A 15,326-nucleotide genomic window follows, 5' to 3' on the forward strand; every position below is an offset into this window, starting at 1 on the left:
CTGACTGTGAGAAAAATATTTGCAGTATGAAATAGCTATATTTTAACTTGCAAAAATAATGCCGACTTTAGGTAAAGCTATACTTTTTACTCGCACGTGGATGTGCCTGATCATAAACTCGCGCTAACTGATCAAAATCGACATGGGTATAAATTTGCGTGGTGCTTAAATTGCTATGCCCAAGCATTTCTTGGACTGCACGTATATCCCCACTATTCGACAGCATGTGACTTGCAAAACAATGTCGCAATAAGTGCGGATGCAAATCGACATTAACGCCCGCACGCTGCGCCTGAAACTTCACCCGATTTTCAATTTGGCGTGCTTTTAAAGGTTCACCTTTTTGAGTAATAAACAATGCTGCATCGGGTACAAAATCGCCCTGCCATAAAGGGTAAATCTGCAGCCATTGCATCACCGCATCTTTGGCTTTGCGACCAAAAGGCACTATACGGGTTTTATTGCCTTTACCCGTAATGCGCAGCAATTGACGGTTAAAATCTAAATCGCGGATACGTAAACTTTGTACCTCTGCTAGGCGCAAACCACTCGAATAGAGCAATTCTAAAATCGCTTTATCGCGTCGCCACATTTGTTGTTGTACTTCAGTTTCAGGTTCAGGCTGATCCAAAATTTGATGAATCGTTTCAATATCAATCAAACCCGGCAAAGGTCGTGGCTGACGTTTTAGCTGAAAATTATCAATTGGATTAAATTGTAAATACTGCCCTTGCTCGGCCCATTTCATAAACTGACGAATCGCTGATAACATGCGCTGTAAACTGCTGCTATTTAACTGTTGCTGTTCTACTTTTTGCGCTAAATAATGGCGCAAATCTGCAGCCTCTACATCATATAAGGCAAGTTGTTGTTGCTCACAAAAGCTAAAAAAATCGTTTAAATCGCGTGCGTAGGCTTTTAACGTATGCGGTGACTGCTGTTGTATTTCTCGTTCTTTGAGCCACATCTTTAATAGTTGCTGCGGATCGTACATTAGTCACGCTCCGATTGCTGAACTGCGGCAAACTGAGATAAATAAGCAGCAATGTGTTCAGCCGCCTGATCTGCATGTGTTTCTAAAAACAAATGATCACCATCATGCACAATTTTTAATACGGCTTGTGGAAATTGTTGTTGTAAAAACTCACCTACTGCCAGTGGACTTATCGGGTCTTGATCACCCCATAACAACAAAATAGGCATGTTGATTTTAGCAAAGTCTACCGTGTAATCGGCCTTTGCCTCTACAAACCAGTCAGGATAATTTAAATCACTTGCTTGATAGTCTTGTCGCCAATCTTGCACCTGAAAACTGCTTAAATCCATGCCACCAGATGTTGCAACCAATACTAATCCTTTGACTTTTTCTGGATATTGCAACGCGGCAGCAACTGCAAAAATACCACCCATCGACTGTGCAATGATAATGCAATCATCTGGGATATTCGCCAACACATAAGCCTGCAAACTTGCAAAATCATGTACCTGTGAATGTGCAGGTTGATGATTAAATTCAGGATAAGCCACAATTTTTACAGCATTCTGCCACGGCAATTTTTCAATTTTTTCGATTAGCGGATGAAAAAATGCGGTATTGCCTGAAGCGCCAGGTAAAAAAATCAGTTGCGGCATAATGAGTAGAAGTTTTTAGAGTGACATTCAGTACAGCATACCTGATCCGTGCTGCAAGATACAAAAAAGCACCATTCGTTTTGAATAGTGCTTTTAAGTAAGATAAGAGCTGTTCATGTTAGAACGAAACATCAGCCCTGAAAATAATTTAAATCCAAACGACCGTGATAGACATTAGCAGTTGGCCCTGTCATCCACACCACATCGCCTTCACGCCATTCGATTTGCAACTTACCACCTGCCAGTTCAATTTCAACTGAATTAGACAATAAGCCACGGCGCATACCCGAAACGGCTGCAGCACAGGCACCTGTGCCACAAGCCAAAGTTTCCCCTACGCCACGCTCAAAAACACGCAAACGTGCATGTTTTTCGTCAATAATTTGCATAAAGCCTGCATTAACACGCTGTGGGAAACGCTCGTGTGATTCCACTTGAGGGCCTATCCCTGCAACATCTGCAGTCAGAACATCAGGCACAATGGTCACAGCATGCGGGTTGCCCATATTCACCACATCAATGGTCAAAGCAGCACCCTCTTTTAAAGCGATGTCATATAAATTATCTGGTTTATCGGCAATAAAAGGAATCTCTTGCGGTAAGAATTTAGGATAGCCCATATTCACCCGCACCCAACCATTTTGACCAAGTTCAGGTTCTACAATACCCGCTTTGGTCTGCACCTTGATTTTGGTCTTGGTGGTCAACTGACGTTCATGCACAAAACGTGCAAAACAACGCACACCATTGCCACACTGCTCCACCTCAGAGCCATCGGAATTGAAAATGCGATATTTAAAATCCACATTCGGCAAATCAGGCGGTTCCACAATCAGCAATTGATCAAAACCAATGCCAAAGTGGCGGTCTGCAAGGCGCTGAATCGTCAGTGCATCCAAATACGCCCGCTGACTGATGAGATCAACCACCATGAAATCATTGCCCAAACCATGCATTTTGGTAAATTCTAATAACATCTCGAATTCCCCTTATGGCAATAAACGCTCTCTTTCCCACAAAGATTCAATGCTTTCACGTTCACGAATTAAGTGTGGCTGATCTGCATCGACCATCACTTCGGCCGCACGACCACGAGTGTTGTAGTTAGAGCTCATCACAAAACCGTATGCACCCGCACCCATCACGGCCAAAATGTCATTTTCAGCAATCGCCAATTCACGGTCTTTACCCAAGAAATCTCCTGTTTCACAGATTGCACCCACCACATCCCATGCTTTGCTTTCAACATCGGTACGTGGCGTCACTGGCTGAATATCCATCCACGCTTCATACAATGCAGGGCGGATTAAGTCATTCATTGCTGCATCAATAATTGCAAAATTACGATGTGTGGTCGGTTTCAATAAATCAACCTTAGTCAGCAATACTCCCGCATTGGCAGAAATACTACGTCCTGGCTCCATATATACTTTAAGACCTAACTTTTCTAAAGCTGGGCGCAAAGCATTGGCATATTCTTCAACACTTGGTGGTGTTTCATCTTTATAGGTCACACCCAAACCACCGCCAATATCAATGTGTTTCAGTTGAATACCCATTTCTTTTAAGGTATCAATCATCACAATGACACGATCCAAAGCATCCACAAAAGGTTGTGTTTCGGTCAATTGCGAACCGATGTGACAGTCAATGCCGACAATATCCAAGTTTGGCAAAGACGCAGCATATTCATAGGTGCTGTACACAGAATCTGAAGGAATCCCGAATTTATTTTCTTTTAAACCTGTAGAAATATAAGGATGAGTTTTGGCATCTACATCTGGATTAACGCGTAATGAAATTGGCGCTTTCACATTCATTTGTGCCGCAACTTTTTGAATACGGTCTAATTCTGCATGTGATTCTACGTTAAAGCAGGCAATGCCCACTTCTAGTGCTTTTTGAATATCAGCTTCAGTTTTACCTAAACCTGAAAATACAATTTTCGATGCATCACCACCTGCTTTGAGCACACGCGCCAACTCACCGCCTGTCACAATATCAAAGCCTGCGCCCAATTTAGCCAATACATTCAATACCGCAATATTCGAGTTCGACTTTACCGCAAAACAAATTTGATGGTCGATAAAGTGAAAAGCACGATCCATATCTAAATAATGTTTTTCAAAAGTTGCTTTTGAATAAACATAAAGTGGCGTGCCAAATTGCTGTGCGAGTTGTTGTAGCGAACATTGCTCGGCATGCAAAACCCCTTGAATACGGGTAAAACTCATGAATGTATCCTTTTCTAGAAAGCGTTAAGGTGTAGTCGATGTAGATGTTGCAGGTGCAGCAAACTGCTGTTGTACAGGTGCTGCCTGCTCAGAAGCTGTTTCAGATGGTTTAACACTTTGTGGTGCATGATCTGGATATAACAAATATTTTGCTCGTTTGTCATAGTTTGGATCATTGGGAAGCTGTAATGCCCCAGACTGACCACAACCGACCAAAAGTACTGTTGTGAACACAACACTCACGCAGCAAATGACTGTACGCATCTGACCACCTATAAAATATTTTCGATGAAGTATAACGTGATCACCGCTGTGACCAAAGTGCTAAAACACAGAGATTATCTTGAGCTTAGTAAAAATTCTAGCTTACTTACTATTCTGCTGGCATAGATTGACCTTATCAGGTCTGAAAAATTGCGACTTCTGACACAGATAAAGTCAATTTTATTTCAAGGCATCAATTGTCAAAATCTAAAAACTATGCAAAAAATATAACGTGCTTAAAACCAAGTTCTTTTAACAGGAAGTTTTAAAGACTGGCATATCACTTGCTTAATTTTTACAACTGTTCAACTACAGTCACAAACTAAGCATTTATACACTGCGTTTATAAGAAGAAATTTATGCAAAATTTACAATCGATGATGGAAACCCTAAGCGGTTGGGTCTGGGGTCCATACATGCTGGTTCTCATTGTGGGAACGGGCGTCTTCCTCACCTTCCGCTTATTGTTCTGGCAATTCCGCATGCTGCCACTGGCTTTTAAACAAGTCTTTTGCAAACACGACAAAGCGCAAAAAGAACCGGGCGATATTTCACATTTCGCATCACTGATGACTGCACTCTCTGCCACCATTGGTACGGGAAATATTGCAGGTGTTGCAACGGCTTGCGTCCTCGGTGGCCCGGGTGCAGTGTTTTGGATGTGGATGACTGCCCTGTTTGGTATGGCGACCAAATATGGTGAAGGTGTTTTGGCGGTTAAATACCGTATTAAAAACGAAAAAGGGCAAATGTCAGGCGGCCCAATGTACTACATTGAACGCGGACTAAAATGGAAATGGCTGGCGATTATCTTTGCCTTTTTTGGCACAGTCGCCTCGTTTGGAATTGGTAGTTCAGTACAATCCAACACCGTAGCTTTAGCAGTTGAAAATAGCTTAGGTGTAGAAACTTGGATTACTGGCGTGGTAATTACCGTATTTTCTGCATTGGTGATTTTGGGCGGAATTAGCTCGATTTCCAAAGCATCTTCGGTGATTGTTCCGATTATGGCCATTCTGTATGTTACAGGCGGTTTAATTATTATCCTGAATAATTTACACCTTGTCGTGCCTGCATTTGAGCTAATTTTCCGTGATGCCTTTACTGGTGAAGCAGTTGCGGGCGGTGCAATTGGTGCAGTAATTCGTTACGGGGTTGCACGTGGCGTATTCTCCAACGAAGCAGGTATGGGTTCTGCGCCAATTGCCGCTGCCGCTGCCAAGACCGACCACCCTGCCCGTCAAGGCTTAGTGTCTATGACAGGTACATTTATTGACACCATTATTGTTTGTAGCATTACAGGTATTGTTTTGGTCATGGGTTTTATTATGGCCGACAATAGTTTTGGTGGTGCAACAGGTGCTGTACTCACCACACAGGTTTTTGACCAGTTATTGCCAGGCTTTGGTGGTTGGGTCGTCACTTTCGGGATCATCTTCTTCGCCTATTCCACCATTCTCGGTTGGAGCTATTATGGTGAAAAATGCTGTACTTATTTATTCGGCGAAAAATACGTGTTGATTTACCGCTTAATTTATATTGCTTCAGTGTTCATTGGCACCATCGCCACCCTAGATTTAGTCTGGTTATTTGCCGATACCTTTAATGGTTTAATGGCTGTACCAAACTTAATTGCCTTGTTGTTACTGTCTGGTGTGATTGCCAAAGAATCCAAAGACTTTATTGCGAAGCGCAAATCTGGCGAGTTGTATTAAATAAGCCCAATTCATTGAATTATTCTGTTCAAATCATAAATCATACAATCACCCACGTGGTTGTATGATTTTCCATGAAAAATCCAGATAACATTCATTTCGCGAACATTCCTCTGTATGCTGTAGTCAGTTTTTAATTGATGCAATGACTGGGTTATGGCAAAAGTAAAAAGTGTCTATCGCTGTGAACAATGTGGTGCAGATCATCCTAAATGGGCAGGTCAATGTTCAGAATGTGGGGAATGGAACTCACTTCATGAGGTCAGTATTGCCCCTGCGGTGACGCATCGTGCCCAACCTAAAATGGGCGGTGGCTATGCAGGACAAGCGGCCGCCATTACCACGCTTAATAAAGTGTCTGTATCGCACGAAACCCGTTTAACAACAGGCATTGGGGAATTTGACCGTGTTTTGGGTGGCGGTTTGGTTACGGGCTCTGTGGTACTGATTGGTGGAGATCCTGGTATCGGGAAATCGACCATTTTGCTACAAACTGCGACTCACATGGCGGCTGCCAATAACACCGCTTTATATATCACAGGTGAGGAATCTCTTTCGCAAGTGGCGTTACGCGCTCAACGCTTAGACTTACCCACCGATCAACTGAAAGTCATGGCAGAAACCTGTGTCGAACGGATTTGTGAAGTTTTGGCGCATGAACGCCCTGCGGTAGCCATTCTGGACTCGATTCAAACTTTATATACCGAAACGTTGCAGTCTGCTCCAGGTGGTGTTTCACAAATTCGTGAATCAGCTGCCTTGCTGACTCGTTTTGCTAAAAATAGTGGCACTGCGCTGTTTATTGTCGGTCATGTGACCAAAGAAGGGGCTTTAGCGGGGCCGCGCGTCCTTGAACACATGGTCGATTGCGTCTTGTATTTTGAAGGACAGTCAGACTCACGCTACCGTATGATTCGAGCAGTCAAAAACCGTTTCGGTGCAGTGAATGAACTGGGCGTTTTTGGCATGACCGATAAAGGCTTACGCGAGGTTGCCAATCCATCTGCGATATTTTTGAGCCGTTATGATGAGGCAATTCCAGGTTCTATTGTCATGATTAGCCGCGAAGGAACGCGACCACTTTTAGTTGAAGTACAAGCTTTGGTGGATGATGCACATGGTCAGCCTAGACGTGTGGCTTTAGGTCTGGAACAAAACCGTCTGAATATGCTATTGGCGGTGATGCATCGGCATGGCGGCGTACAAACTTCAGGGCAAGATGTGTATGTGAATGTGGTCGGCGGCTTAAAAATTACCGAAACAGGTTCAGACCTTGCTGTACTACTTGCCTGTGCTTCTAGCTTGCGTGGCAAAGCCCTGCCACAACAATTGGCAGTATTTGGTGAGGTCGGTTTATCGGGTGAAATCCGCCCAGTACCAAATGGTCAGGAACGCTTAAAAGAAGCTATTAAACACGGATTTAAATATATTATTGTGCCGCGTGGCAATGCCCCACAAAAAGCCATTGCAGGTGTGCAAATTATTGCGGTGGCGCGTTTGCATGAAGCCTTAACTGAAGCCATGAATTTAAGTGAAAACTTAGGTTAAATCCTTGGATGATATTTTTTCAGTTTCAAGAAAAAATATCATATTTATATTGAAATTCGCAGCAAATGCCTGCATAAATACACAGCTTAACTTTATTTTAATATAGGAAAATTTGATGGAAGTTCGACAGCGTGGTTTGATCGCAGCAATGCTCACAGCGACTTTATTGGTAGCTCCGTTAGCAGCAGAAGCAAAACGTGCAGGTGGCGGTAAAAGCCATGGCATGAGTCGTTCGGCTACTCCAACTCAGTCTTACCAACAACCTCGTCAAACAACGCCAGCACAACAACCAACAACTGCACCAGCACAGCAAAAATCTGGTCCAGGCGTAGGTGGTATGGTTGCTGCAGGTGTTGCAGGTGCGGCAATTGGTGCGGTTGCTGCCAATGCCTTGGCCGATGATCAAGCTGCAAGTGCTGCCGAAGCGCAAGAGGAAAAAGGCGGTATTCCAAGCTGGATTTGGATTTTACTCGCTGCTGCTGTTGCCTTCTTCATTTTCCGTAAGATGGGCGCAAAAAAAAAACTAACGCCTAATCCGTATGCGCCAAATAGCGGTGCCAATCAGGCACCGTTTGCGCAAACACCACCTGCTGCAGCGCCACGTAACGACAATACCAATATTTTTGGTCAATCTGTTGGGGGTTCTGCCGCTTCTACCCAAGCGCCTTTTGGTCAAGCTGCCAATAATAACGCGCCATTTGGTGCAGCTTATACCAACAGTGGCAATCAATTGCCTGATGGTTCAGAGCCTGCAACCTTTTTACGTGTAGCGCGTCAGCGTTTTAACCATATTCAGTCTATGAACACAGCCAGTAATATCGCAGAAATTCAGCGTTATTTAACTCCTGATTTATATCGGTCGATGTATCAGGACATTATGGCAAACCAAGACCAAGATGTAGCAGAGTTTTCTAACTTGAATGCCATGGTGGTCGATTCTGCAACTGAAAATGGTCAATATGTCATAAGTGTACGCTTTACAGGTACAGTCAGCGAAGACCTGAACAGTTTACCGCAACCATTTACAGAAATTTGGCACTTTGTAAAACCTGCAGGCTCTAATCAAGACTGGTTAGTGGCAGGTATTCAGCAAGAGCAATAATTTCAATGGATCTAGAAAAACAGCGACTTCGGTTGCTGTTTTTTATGCCTTTCTTTATCTAAGTTGAGACCCATCATGTTTAAACAGCACGTTTAAATCTTCTAAGACATCAACACCGAATACATCCACACTTGCCACACAAAACCAAACCCTCGATTGATTAGATCTATCAAAAAGTATCATCATTCATCAATACAGTTTATTTAGCCCACCTTCTCTTTGTATCTACCCAGAGATAAATCAAATCACGTTATCCGTATCACTTTGGTTATTTCCAGTCGATCTCCATTTACTTAGCCAACAAAAAAGCCCTGCAAACGGGCAAGGCTAAATTGTTACTGTTAAATCTATTATTCAGGCAATGGAATAAATTGCTTATCGGTATTTTGAACTTTGCGCTCACCGACTGCGACTTCCAAATCTAAGGCTTCTTCACCACGTTCAACTGAAACAGTCACCGTCGTATGCGGTGCTTGTGCAGCAACATAATTAATTAAATGCGAGGTTGAAGTAATCGCTTCATCATTCACTTTTAAAATTTTGTCACCACGTTTTAAACCTGCTTCTGCTGCAGGGCCACCGCGCAGTACATCAGCAACCACTACACCGCCTTGTGCAGGTTCTAAAATGTTGTCTTGTTGCACAGGCAACAAACTAATACCTAACCAACCACGAACCACACGTCCATCTTTTAAAATCGAGTTTAAAACCTGCTGACAGACTTGTGCAGGAATTGCAAAGCCGATGCCCAATGAACCACCTGATTGCGAGAAAATTGCCGTATTTACCCCAATCAAATTCCCTGCCACATCAATCAATGCACCACCTGAGTTACCTGGATTAATTGCTGCATCGGTTTGAATGAAATCTTCATAGGTATTAATACCCAAGTCAGAACGTCCTGTCGCAGAAATAATCCCTTGAGTCACGGTTTGTCCCACACCAAATGGGTTACCAATCGCAAGTACGACATCGCCCACTTCATTGCCACTCAGTTTAAATGGCAATACAGGCAGTTTTTCTAGATCAATTTTAATGACCGCTAAGTCTGTGTCTGGGTCAGTTCCAACAACTTTTGCAACCGCACGGCGTCCATCGTGCAAAGCCACGACAATTTGTTCAGCCTGCGCGATCACATGATTATTCGTTAAAATATAACCATCTGGACGAACAATGACCCCAGACCCCAAACTGTTTTCATTTGGGCCTTGCTTAAATTGATCGGGTAACTGATTGCCAAAAAATTCACGAAATGCAGGGTCATTTAACAATGGATGATCCATTTGTTTCACTTTTTGTGTGGTAAAAATATTTACCACCGCAGGCGCTGCCACTTTAACCGCAGCGCTATACGACACCACCCCACCTGTCCGTGTTGTATCAATTAATGGTTCAACTTTCTCGGCAGGCATTTTGACCCCATCGGCAGCCACAGGCGCTTTCGGTTTTTGCAGTTGTTGCCAAGTCACAAAGCCAATAATAACCAGAATGAGTAACACCCAAGGTAACCAGGTAAAGGTCCGGCGCACGTTTTGTACCTCTAAGTAAATTTTTTTTGATGATTAAGTCATTGAATGAGCTATTGTAAAACGAAACACAAATAGAAACATAAAAAAGCCCAAGAGTTTTGTCTTGCTTTAGTTACAATACAAAATATGTTTTGATATTCGCTAAATATGTGCAATTTGAGAGAGTTATGGCGCAATTAAAAGAAATTATTCAATGGTGTGATCAAACTTTAAATACACATGAATTTAAAGATTACGCGCCCAACGGTTTACAAATTGAAGGTAAGTCTGAAGTTCAAAAAATTTTATGTGCAGTGACTGCCTCTCAAGAGGCTATTGATGCTGCTATTGCCCAAAATGCAGACTTACTGTTGGTACATCATGGCTATTTTTGGAAAGGCGAACCTTACCCAATTACAGGCATGCGCGGTAAACGCATCAAAAGTTTAATCCAGCATGATATTTCTTTGGTGGGTTATCACTTACCGCTCGATTCACACCCAAGTCTAGGCAATAATGCTGCCATTGCTGAATGTTTGGCATTAGAAAATTTGCAAGCCCTAGACCCGAGTGAACGTCATCCTATTGGTAATATTGGTTTTTTAAAGCAAGCCATGAGCGCAACCGAATTTCGTGACTATCTCACAGCGCGTTTAGGCTTTAAAACCATTCATCTTCCTGCCGAAAAAAGTCAGATTCAAAAAGTAGGGTTCTGCACGGGTGCAGCACAAGATTTTATTGGCAAAGCGGCAGAACAAGGTTGTGATGCCTTTATTTCGGGCGAAGTCAGTGAACGCACCTATTATGAAGCCAAAGAACTAGGCGTGCATTATTATGCCTGCGGACATCACGCGACTGAGCGCTATGGTGTACAACGACTCGCAAAAGCTATTTCAGAACAGTTTAATATTGAGTATAGTTATTTTGAATTAAATAACCCAATTTAATACACCGTTTCACCCAACGATTTCACTCAAATGACATCTGTGTTTAACATAGTCTTTAGATGTATACATTCGAGTCTTATTCTGTATGGTTATTTATACCTAATGCGCAATTTGATCTCGAAATCTATTACAATAGAGCCACTTAATGTTAAAACCCAGCAAAATGCAAGGAATTGAAAACATGACAACCATTACTTTACCGGCTTTACCATACGGTTACGAAGATCTTGCTCCACACATCAGCAAAGAAACTTTAGAATTCCACCACGACAAACACCACAACACTTATGTTGTGAACCTGAACAACTTGATCGCGGGTACGGAGCTTGAAGGTAAAACTTTAGACGAAATCATCAAAGCAACTGCAGGCGATGCAGCTAAAGCTGGTGTATTCAACAACGCAGCGCAAGTTTGGAACCACACGTTCTACTGGAACTGTATGGCGAAAAACGGTGGTGGTAAAGCTACTGGTGCTTTGGCTGCTAAAATTGATGAAGCTTTCGGTTCTTACGAAAAATTTGCTGAAGAATTTGCTGCTGCTGCAACAACTCAATTCGGTTCAGGTTGGGCTTGGTTAGTAGCTGACGAAGTGAATGGCAAACTTTCTATTATGAAAACTTCAAATGCTGACACACCAATGGCGCACGGCAAAGTTGCAGTATTGACGATTGACGTTTGGGAACACGCTTACTACATCGACTTCCGTAATGCACGTCCTGTTTACATCAAAACTTTCTTAGAAAGCCTTGTAAACTGGGATTACGCAAATGCGAAATACGCAGGTCAAGATGCTGGTGTAGAAAAATAATTTCTATTTTTCTGTAGAAAAACTGCTCTTTATGGGCAGTTTTTTTATTTTTGCAGATGAAATGAATATTTATAAAGCAAACAATACATTTCTGATGATGAACGTGTTGACGACTTAAACTTTCATCCCTAAAATGCCCCACAGATTCTCCAATAGCTCAGTCGGTAGAGCGACGGACTGTTAATCCGCAGGTCCCTGGTTCGAGCCCAGGTTGGAGAGCCAATCTATTCTCCCATAGCTCAGTCGGTAGAGCGACGGACTGTTAATCCGCAGGTCCCTGGTTCGAGCCCAGGTGGGAGAGCCAAGATTCTAAAAATCCCACGCAGTATGACGTGGGATTTTTTTTGCAATTTTTATTGTTTTTATAGTGGATATGATGTTCTAAACGAATGGAACAGGCCTCACTCTCCCCTTAAATCAAAATTAAAACCATACAGTGAAGATCGGGCTATCCCCTCTTGTGATGACTCTATTTTTTCGCTAACTTAGGTTCATCAACAACAATAAAACTTGAAAGCCCATGCAAGCGCCTTGGTTAAAATCCCTGATTTTTTGGACAATTCTGATTGTGGTGATTTTTGCAATTTTTCAATGTACGCAAAAATCTGAAAGCAATAAAACTGCTGCGACACTCATGTATGAACGTCTGTATCAATGCAGTCGTGATCTGAACGCACAACAACAAGCCACCTTAAAACAAATTCAAAGCCAAGTGAAAACAGAAATGACTCAGCAAGAGATGCTGCAATTAATTAACTTATGTCGTAAAACCAACCCACCACAGACACGCGAAGATTATATAAAAGCCATTCAAGCACTCTAAAAACTGCATTGAAACAAAGCTAGATGATTATTTTTAAAGCAGTTAATCTATAATTACGGTTTTTTTTCAATTCCAGCTTGACCAAAAACAGATACCCACATAGAATGCGTGTCAGATTCTCCCATAGCTCAGTCGGTAGAGCGACGGACTGTTAATCCGCAGGTCCCTGGTTCGAGCCCAGGTGGGAGAGCCAAAATTCTTAAAAAACCCACGCATTATGACGTGGGTTTTTTATTCCTGCTGTTTAGGGTCTAACGACACCGCATCATCTATGTTTGAATCCAGTCAATCGACTTTCTTGCTTATTGGCAGCTTGGCTAGCCTTGCCCTGTTTATCTTAATTTTTAAGCAATTATTTTTCCCCAAGAAAAACTTTTATCCTAAACCGATGATGACTGCTTTTGAACGCAGAATGTTTATGCGTTTAAAACAAGCTTTTCCTGAGCATCACATCTTGGCACAAGTGGCGTTTAGCGCATTAATCACCAACAACCACTATAAAATTCGTGCGCTGTTTAATCGTAAAGTGACTGATTTTGTGATCTTAAATGCAGAAATGCAGGTCATTGCAATTATAGAGTTAGATGACCCCTCACATATTGGCAAAGAACAGGAAGATGCAGAACGGGATGCAATGTTTCACGAGGCAGGTTATCGCGTTGTCCGATACATCGAGATTCCAAGTATCAGACAACTACAATCAGATTTGAGTTGAAATCATCAACTCGATATTAAGGTGTAGCTTCTGAAGCAGCTTGTGTCTGACCCGCCTGCTTCGCTTGCTGTGCTGCAGCTTCACGCGCTTCAATACGCGCAATAATTTCTGCCTGCTGTTGTTTATATTTTTCCTGATTTTTGGCATCACTATTGACTGCTAAAAATGCCATGCTGACCAAAAAGATAGGAATCAACAAACCTAAGCTTGCCAAGATAATCATCTTTTTTAGACTTGGCTTTTTTTCAGGACTTTGCTGCTCAGACTGTGACATCATCTATTCCTAATTCAAACTTCAAAATGAGGCTCAATATATCAGAATAATGCTGATTGTGCTTTGTGCATAAGTACGCACGCTCTAATGCTCAGTTTAATTTTTAACAGCAAAAATTGATCAGCGATCGAATAAAAAAGCACCTGACCAAACTACCATCAGATGCTTTGCTCAGTTTTTTATCGCACAGAAATATTTACATTAAAGCCAATACGATTCCTGAAAAAATAATCAGCCCTACCCAACGGTTATGACGAAATGCCCAAAAACAACGTTGCGGATCTTTATCTTTAGTTTTACTCCATTGATATATAAAGTCTGCAACCACCACCAATAACGCCGCTAAACCAAACGGAATCAATAAATTTTCTAACCACAATGCCGTACCAATCAAAAGCACACTGCCCGCTTGCAACAATGAAATAATCTGAATGTCATAGCGACCAAATAAAATTGCGGTAGATTTCACCCCAATTTTCAAATCATATTCACGGTCAGTAATTGCATATTGGGTGTCATAAGCCACAGTCCACGCCAAATTGCCAAAATACAATAACCAACAAGTAAGATCAGGCGTTGCACCTACAGCGGTATAAGCCATAGGGATAGACCATGAAAATGCCGCTCCCAAGAACACTTGCGGTAAATGAGTGTAGCGTTTCATAAATGGATAAATAAACGCTAAAAATAATGCCCCAAATGACCAATAGAAAGTTTCAATTGGTAAAAATAACAACATGGCTGCGCTTAGTGCAACCAAACCTAAGAATACATAAATTGCTTCTTTGGCACTAATCACACCCGTGGCTAAAGGACGTGTTTTGGTACGCTCTACATGACCATCTACCTTACGGTCAGCAAAGTCATTAATGGCACAGCCTGCAGCGCGCATAAAAATTGTGCCCAGAATCATAGGGATTAATATCCCGATAGACGGCATGCCCTGATTAGCAATCCACAAGGCCCACATGGTTGGCCAAAACACCAGTTCTGTGCCAATCGGTTTATCGAAACGACACAAATAATAATATGCTTCTAAACGCTCACGCCACGTGATCTGCTGTGCCAATGCCATACCAATCTCGTATCTTAATGTTGTTGAATAAATTGCTCAAAACGCGGTAAAAAAGTTTCTTGCACAATAAATTTACAGCCATGCCAAGTATAGCAACTCTGTCGTGTCCAACCTTCATCGAGCAAAACCACACGCCTTTGACACAACGGATTGGTACGCTGAAATAAAAACCAGCCAATGGGTTTATTGCCAATATGCTGAAATAAACGGGCTTTGCTTTGCAAACTTAGAATCGGAAAAATACTTTTGGCTTTGACCCATGGCTGTTCATCACACCCATATAAATAGCTTTCACGCACCCATGAAGTGTGCCAATGTGGCATTTGCATCCACTGGGCATCTTGTAAATTTAAACGCTGAAAAGATTGCTGCAGTGGTTCAACTTTAAATTGTCCGCCTGCGAGCTGAGTCAGTTGTTGGGTCAAAGAACCTGCTGCATATAGCCATGTTTTTAATTCAGAAGGCAGATTTGCCTGCTTGGGAAAAATAGGCTGTGTTCGCATGTTCCGCCACCTTAACAAGATAGCCTAGTGTAGCCCAAATTTAGGCAAAGTTTTGTGACCGATGGCGCAATTCCCTGCAATTATCCAAAAAAATTAAGCGAATTCTTATATTTTGATAAAATCCATGCCAATTCAAAACCATGATTGCACCATCTAAAACAAAAAACCCGCCGAAGCG

16 protein-coding genes and 3 tRNA genes are annotated in these 15,326 nt (G+C 42.3%); 10 read left to right on the forward strand and 9 right to left on the reverse strand.

All coding sequences use genetic code 11. The features are described 5' to 3' along the window. Nucleotides 1-67 precede the first annotated feature (67 nt). The 5 genes from xerA to HYG89_RS11155 form a co-directional block, all read right to left on the reverse strand. Nucleotides 68-994: a site-specific tyrosine recombinase/integron integrase gene (gene xerA, locus HYG89_RS11135; protein WP_178867508.1), complete on the reverse strand. Its 927-nt coding sequence runs from the start codon at nt 992-994 to the stop codon at nt 68-70. Next, entirely contained in the window at nt 994-1,632 is a 639-nt protein-coding gene (locus HYG89_RS11140) for an alpha/beta fold hydrolase (protein WP_096900946.1), read from the reverse strand. The genes xerA and HYG89_RS11140 overlap by 1 nt, the downstream gene beginning before the upstream one ends. A 131-nt stretch (nt 1,633-1,763) precedes the next feature. Continuing rightward, nucleotides 1,764-2,609 carry a diaminopimelate epimerase gene (gene dapF / locus HYG89_RS11145; protein WP_178867510.1) on the reverse strand — a complete coding sequence of 282 codons (846 nt, stop codon included), beginning with the start codon at nt 2,607-2,609 and terminating at the stop codon, nt 1,764-1,766. A 12-nt stretch (nt 2,610-2,621) separates the two neighbouring features. Continuing rightward, nucleotides 2,622-3,866: a diaminopimelate decarboxylase gene (lysA, locus tag HYG89_RS11150; RefSeq protein ID WP_178867512.1), complete on the reverse strand. Its 1,245-nt coding sequence runs from the start codon at nt 3,864-3,866 to the stop codon at nt 2,622-2,624. A 24-nt stretch (nt 3,867-3,890) separates the two neighbouring features. Continuing rightward, complete coding sequence (locus HYG89_RS11155) at nt 3,891-4,130, reverse strand: lipoprotein (RefSeq protein WP_178867514.1); 240 nt, start codon at nt 4,128-4,130, stop codon at nt 3,891-3,893. Between the two features lie 359 nt (nt 4,131-4,489). Between HYG89_RS11155 and HYG89_RS11160 the strand changes: the two genes are divergently transcribed. From HYG89_RS11160 to HYG89_RS11170, 3 genes are all read left to right on the forward strand, one after another. Next, complete coding sequence (locus HYG89_RS11160) at nt 4,490-5,845, forward strand: sodium:alanine symporter family protein (protein WP_178867516.1); 1,356 nt, start codon at nt 4,490-4,492, stop codon at nt 5,843-5,845. 156 nt (nt 5,846-6,001) lie between these two features. Beyond that, entirely contained in the window at nt 6,002-7,393 is a 1,392-nt protein-coding gene (radA, locus tag HYG89_RS11165) for a DNA repair protein RadA (RefSeq protein ID WP_104853204.1), read from the forward strand. Between the two features lie 115 nt (nt 7,394-7,508). Then, nucleotides 7,509-8,495 carry a Tim44 domain-containing protein gene (locus HYG89_RS11170; protein WP_178867518.1) on the forward strand — a complete coding sequence of 329 codons (987 nt, stop codon included), beginning with the start codon at nt 7,509-7,511 and terminating at the stop codon, nt 8,493-8,495. Nucleotides 8,496-8,845: 350 nt separating this feature from the next. On the opposite strand, the gene HYG89_RS11175 is transcribed toward HYG89_RS11170, so the two are convergent. Then, nucleotides 8,846-10,024, reverse strand: a complete 1,179-nt coding sequence (locus HYG89_RS11175; RefSeq protein ID WP_004971893.1) for a trypsin-like peptidase domain-containing protein — start codon at nt 10,022-10,024, stop codon at nt 8,846-8,848. A gap of 167 nt (nt 10,025-10,191) precedes the next feature. On the opposite strand from HYG89_RS11175, the gene HYG89_RS11180 reads away from it, so the two are divergent. The 7 genes from HYG89_RS11180 to HYG89_RS11210 all read left to right on the forward strand — a co-directional run bounded on the left by HYG89_RS11180 (nt 10,192) and on the right by HYG89_RS11210 (nt 13,296). Continuing rightward, nucleotides 10,192-10,950, forward strand: a complete 759-nt coding sequence (locus tag HYG89_RS11180; RefSeq protein ID WP_004971895.1) for a Nif3-like dinuclear metal center hexameric protein — start codon at nt 10,192-10,194, stop codon at nt 10,948-10,950. A 181-nt stretch (nt 10,951-11,131) separates the two neighbouring features. Beyond that, nucleotides 11,132-11,758 (forward strand): superoxide dismutase, encoded by a 627-nt coding sequence (locus HYG89_RS11185; RefSeq protein ID WP_026438302.1) that lies wholly within the window; start codon nt 11,132-11,134, stop codon nt 11,756-11,758. Between the two features lie 146 nt (nt 11,759-11,904). Next, a tRNA-Asn gene (locus HYG89_RS11190) sits at nt 11,905-11,980 on the forward strand. A gap of 6 nt (nt 11,981-11,986) precedes the next feature. Continuing rightward, a tRNA-Asn gene (locus tag HYG89_RS11195) sits at nt 11,987-12,062 on the forward strand. Between the two features lie 216 nt (nt 12,063-12,278). Beyond that, the gene (locus tag HYG89_RS11200) at nt 12,279-12,581 is read left to right on the forward strand and encodes a hypothetical protein (protein ID WP_004971899.1); all 303 of its coding nucleotides are present in this window, start codon (nt 12,279-12,281) and stop codon (nt 12,579-12,581) included. A gap of 117 nt (nt 12,582-12,698) precedes the next feature. Then, nucleotides 12,699-12,774, forward strand: a tRNA-Asn gene (locus HYG89_RS11205). Between the two features lie 78 nt (nt 12,775-12,852). After that, nucleotides 12,853-13,296, forward strand: a complete 444-nt coding sequence (locus tag HYG89_RS11210) for a DUF2726 domain-containing protein (protein WP_178867519.1) — start codon at nt 12,853-12,855, stop codon at nt 13,294-13,296. Nucleotides 13,297-13,312: 16 nt separating this feature from the next. Here the strand turns inward: HYG89_RS11210 and HYG89_RS11215 are convergent, their stop codons facing one another. From HYG89_RS11215 to HYG89_RS11225, 3 genes are all read right to left on the reverse strand, one after another. Further along, complete coding sequence (locus HYG89_RS11215) at nt 13,313-13,570, reverse strand: hypothetical protein (RefSeq protein ID WP_096900950.1); 258 nt, start codon at nt 13,568-13,570, stop codon at nt 13,313-13,315. 196 nt (nt 13,571-13,766) lie between these two features. Then, the gene (ubiA, locus tag HYG89_RS11220; RefSeq protein ID WP_131261595.1) at nt 13,767-14,645 is read right to left on the reverse strand and encodes a 4-hydroxybenzoate octaprenyltransferase; all 879 of its coding nucleotides are present in this window, start codon (nt 14,643-14,645) and stop codon (nt 13,767-13,769) included. 14 nt (nt 14,646-14,659) lie between these two features. Further along, nucleotides 14,660-15,148, reverse strand: a complete 489-nt coding sequence (locus HYG89_RS11225) for a chorismate lyase (RefSeq protein ID WP_004971911.1) — start codon at nt 15,146-15,148, stop codon at nt 14,660-14,662. Nucleotides 15,149-15,326: the final 178 nt, after the last annotated feature.

Origin of the sequence: Acinetobacter sp. SwsAc5, assembly GCF_013391485.1 — a bacterium.
Classification (GTDB): Bacteria; Pseudomonadota; Gammaproteobacteria; order Pseudomonadales; family Moraxellaceae; genus Acinetobacter; species Acinetobacter towneri.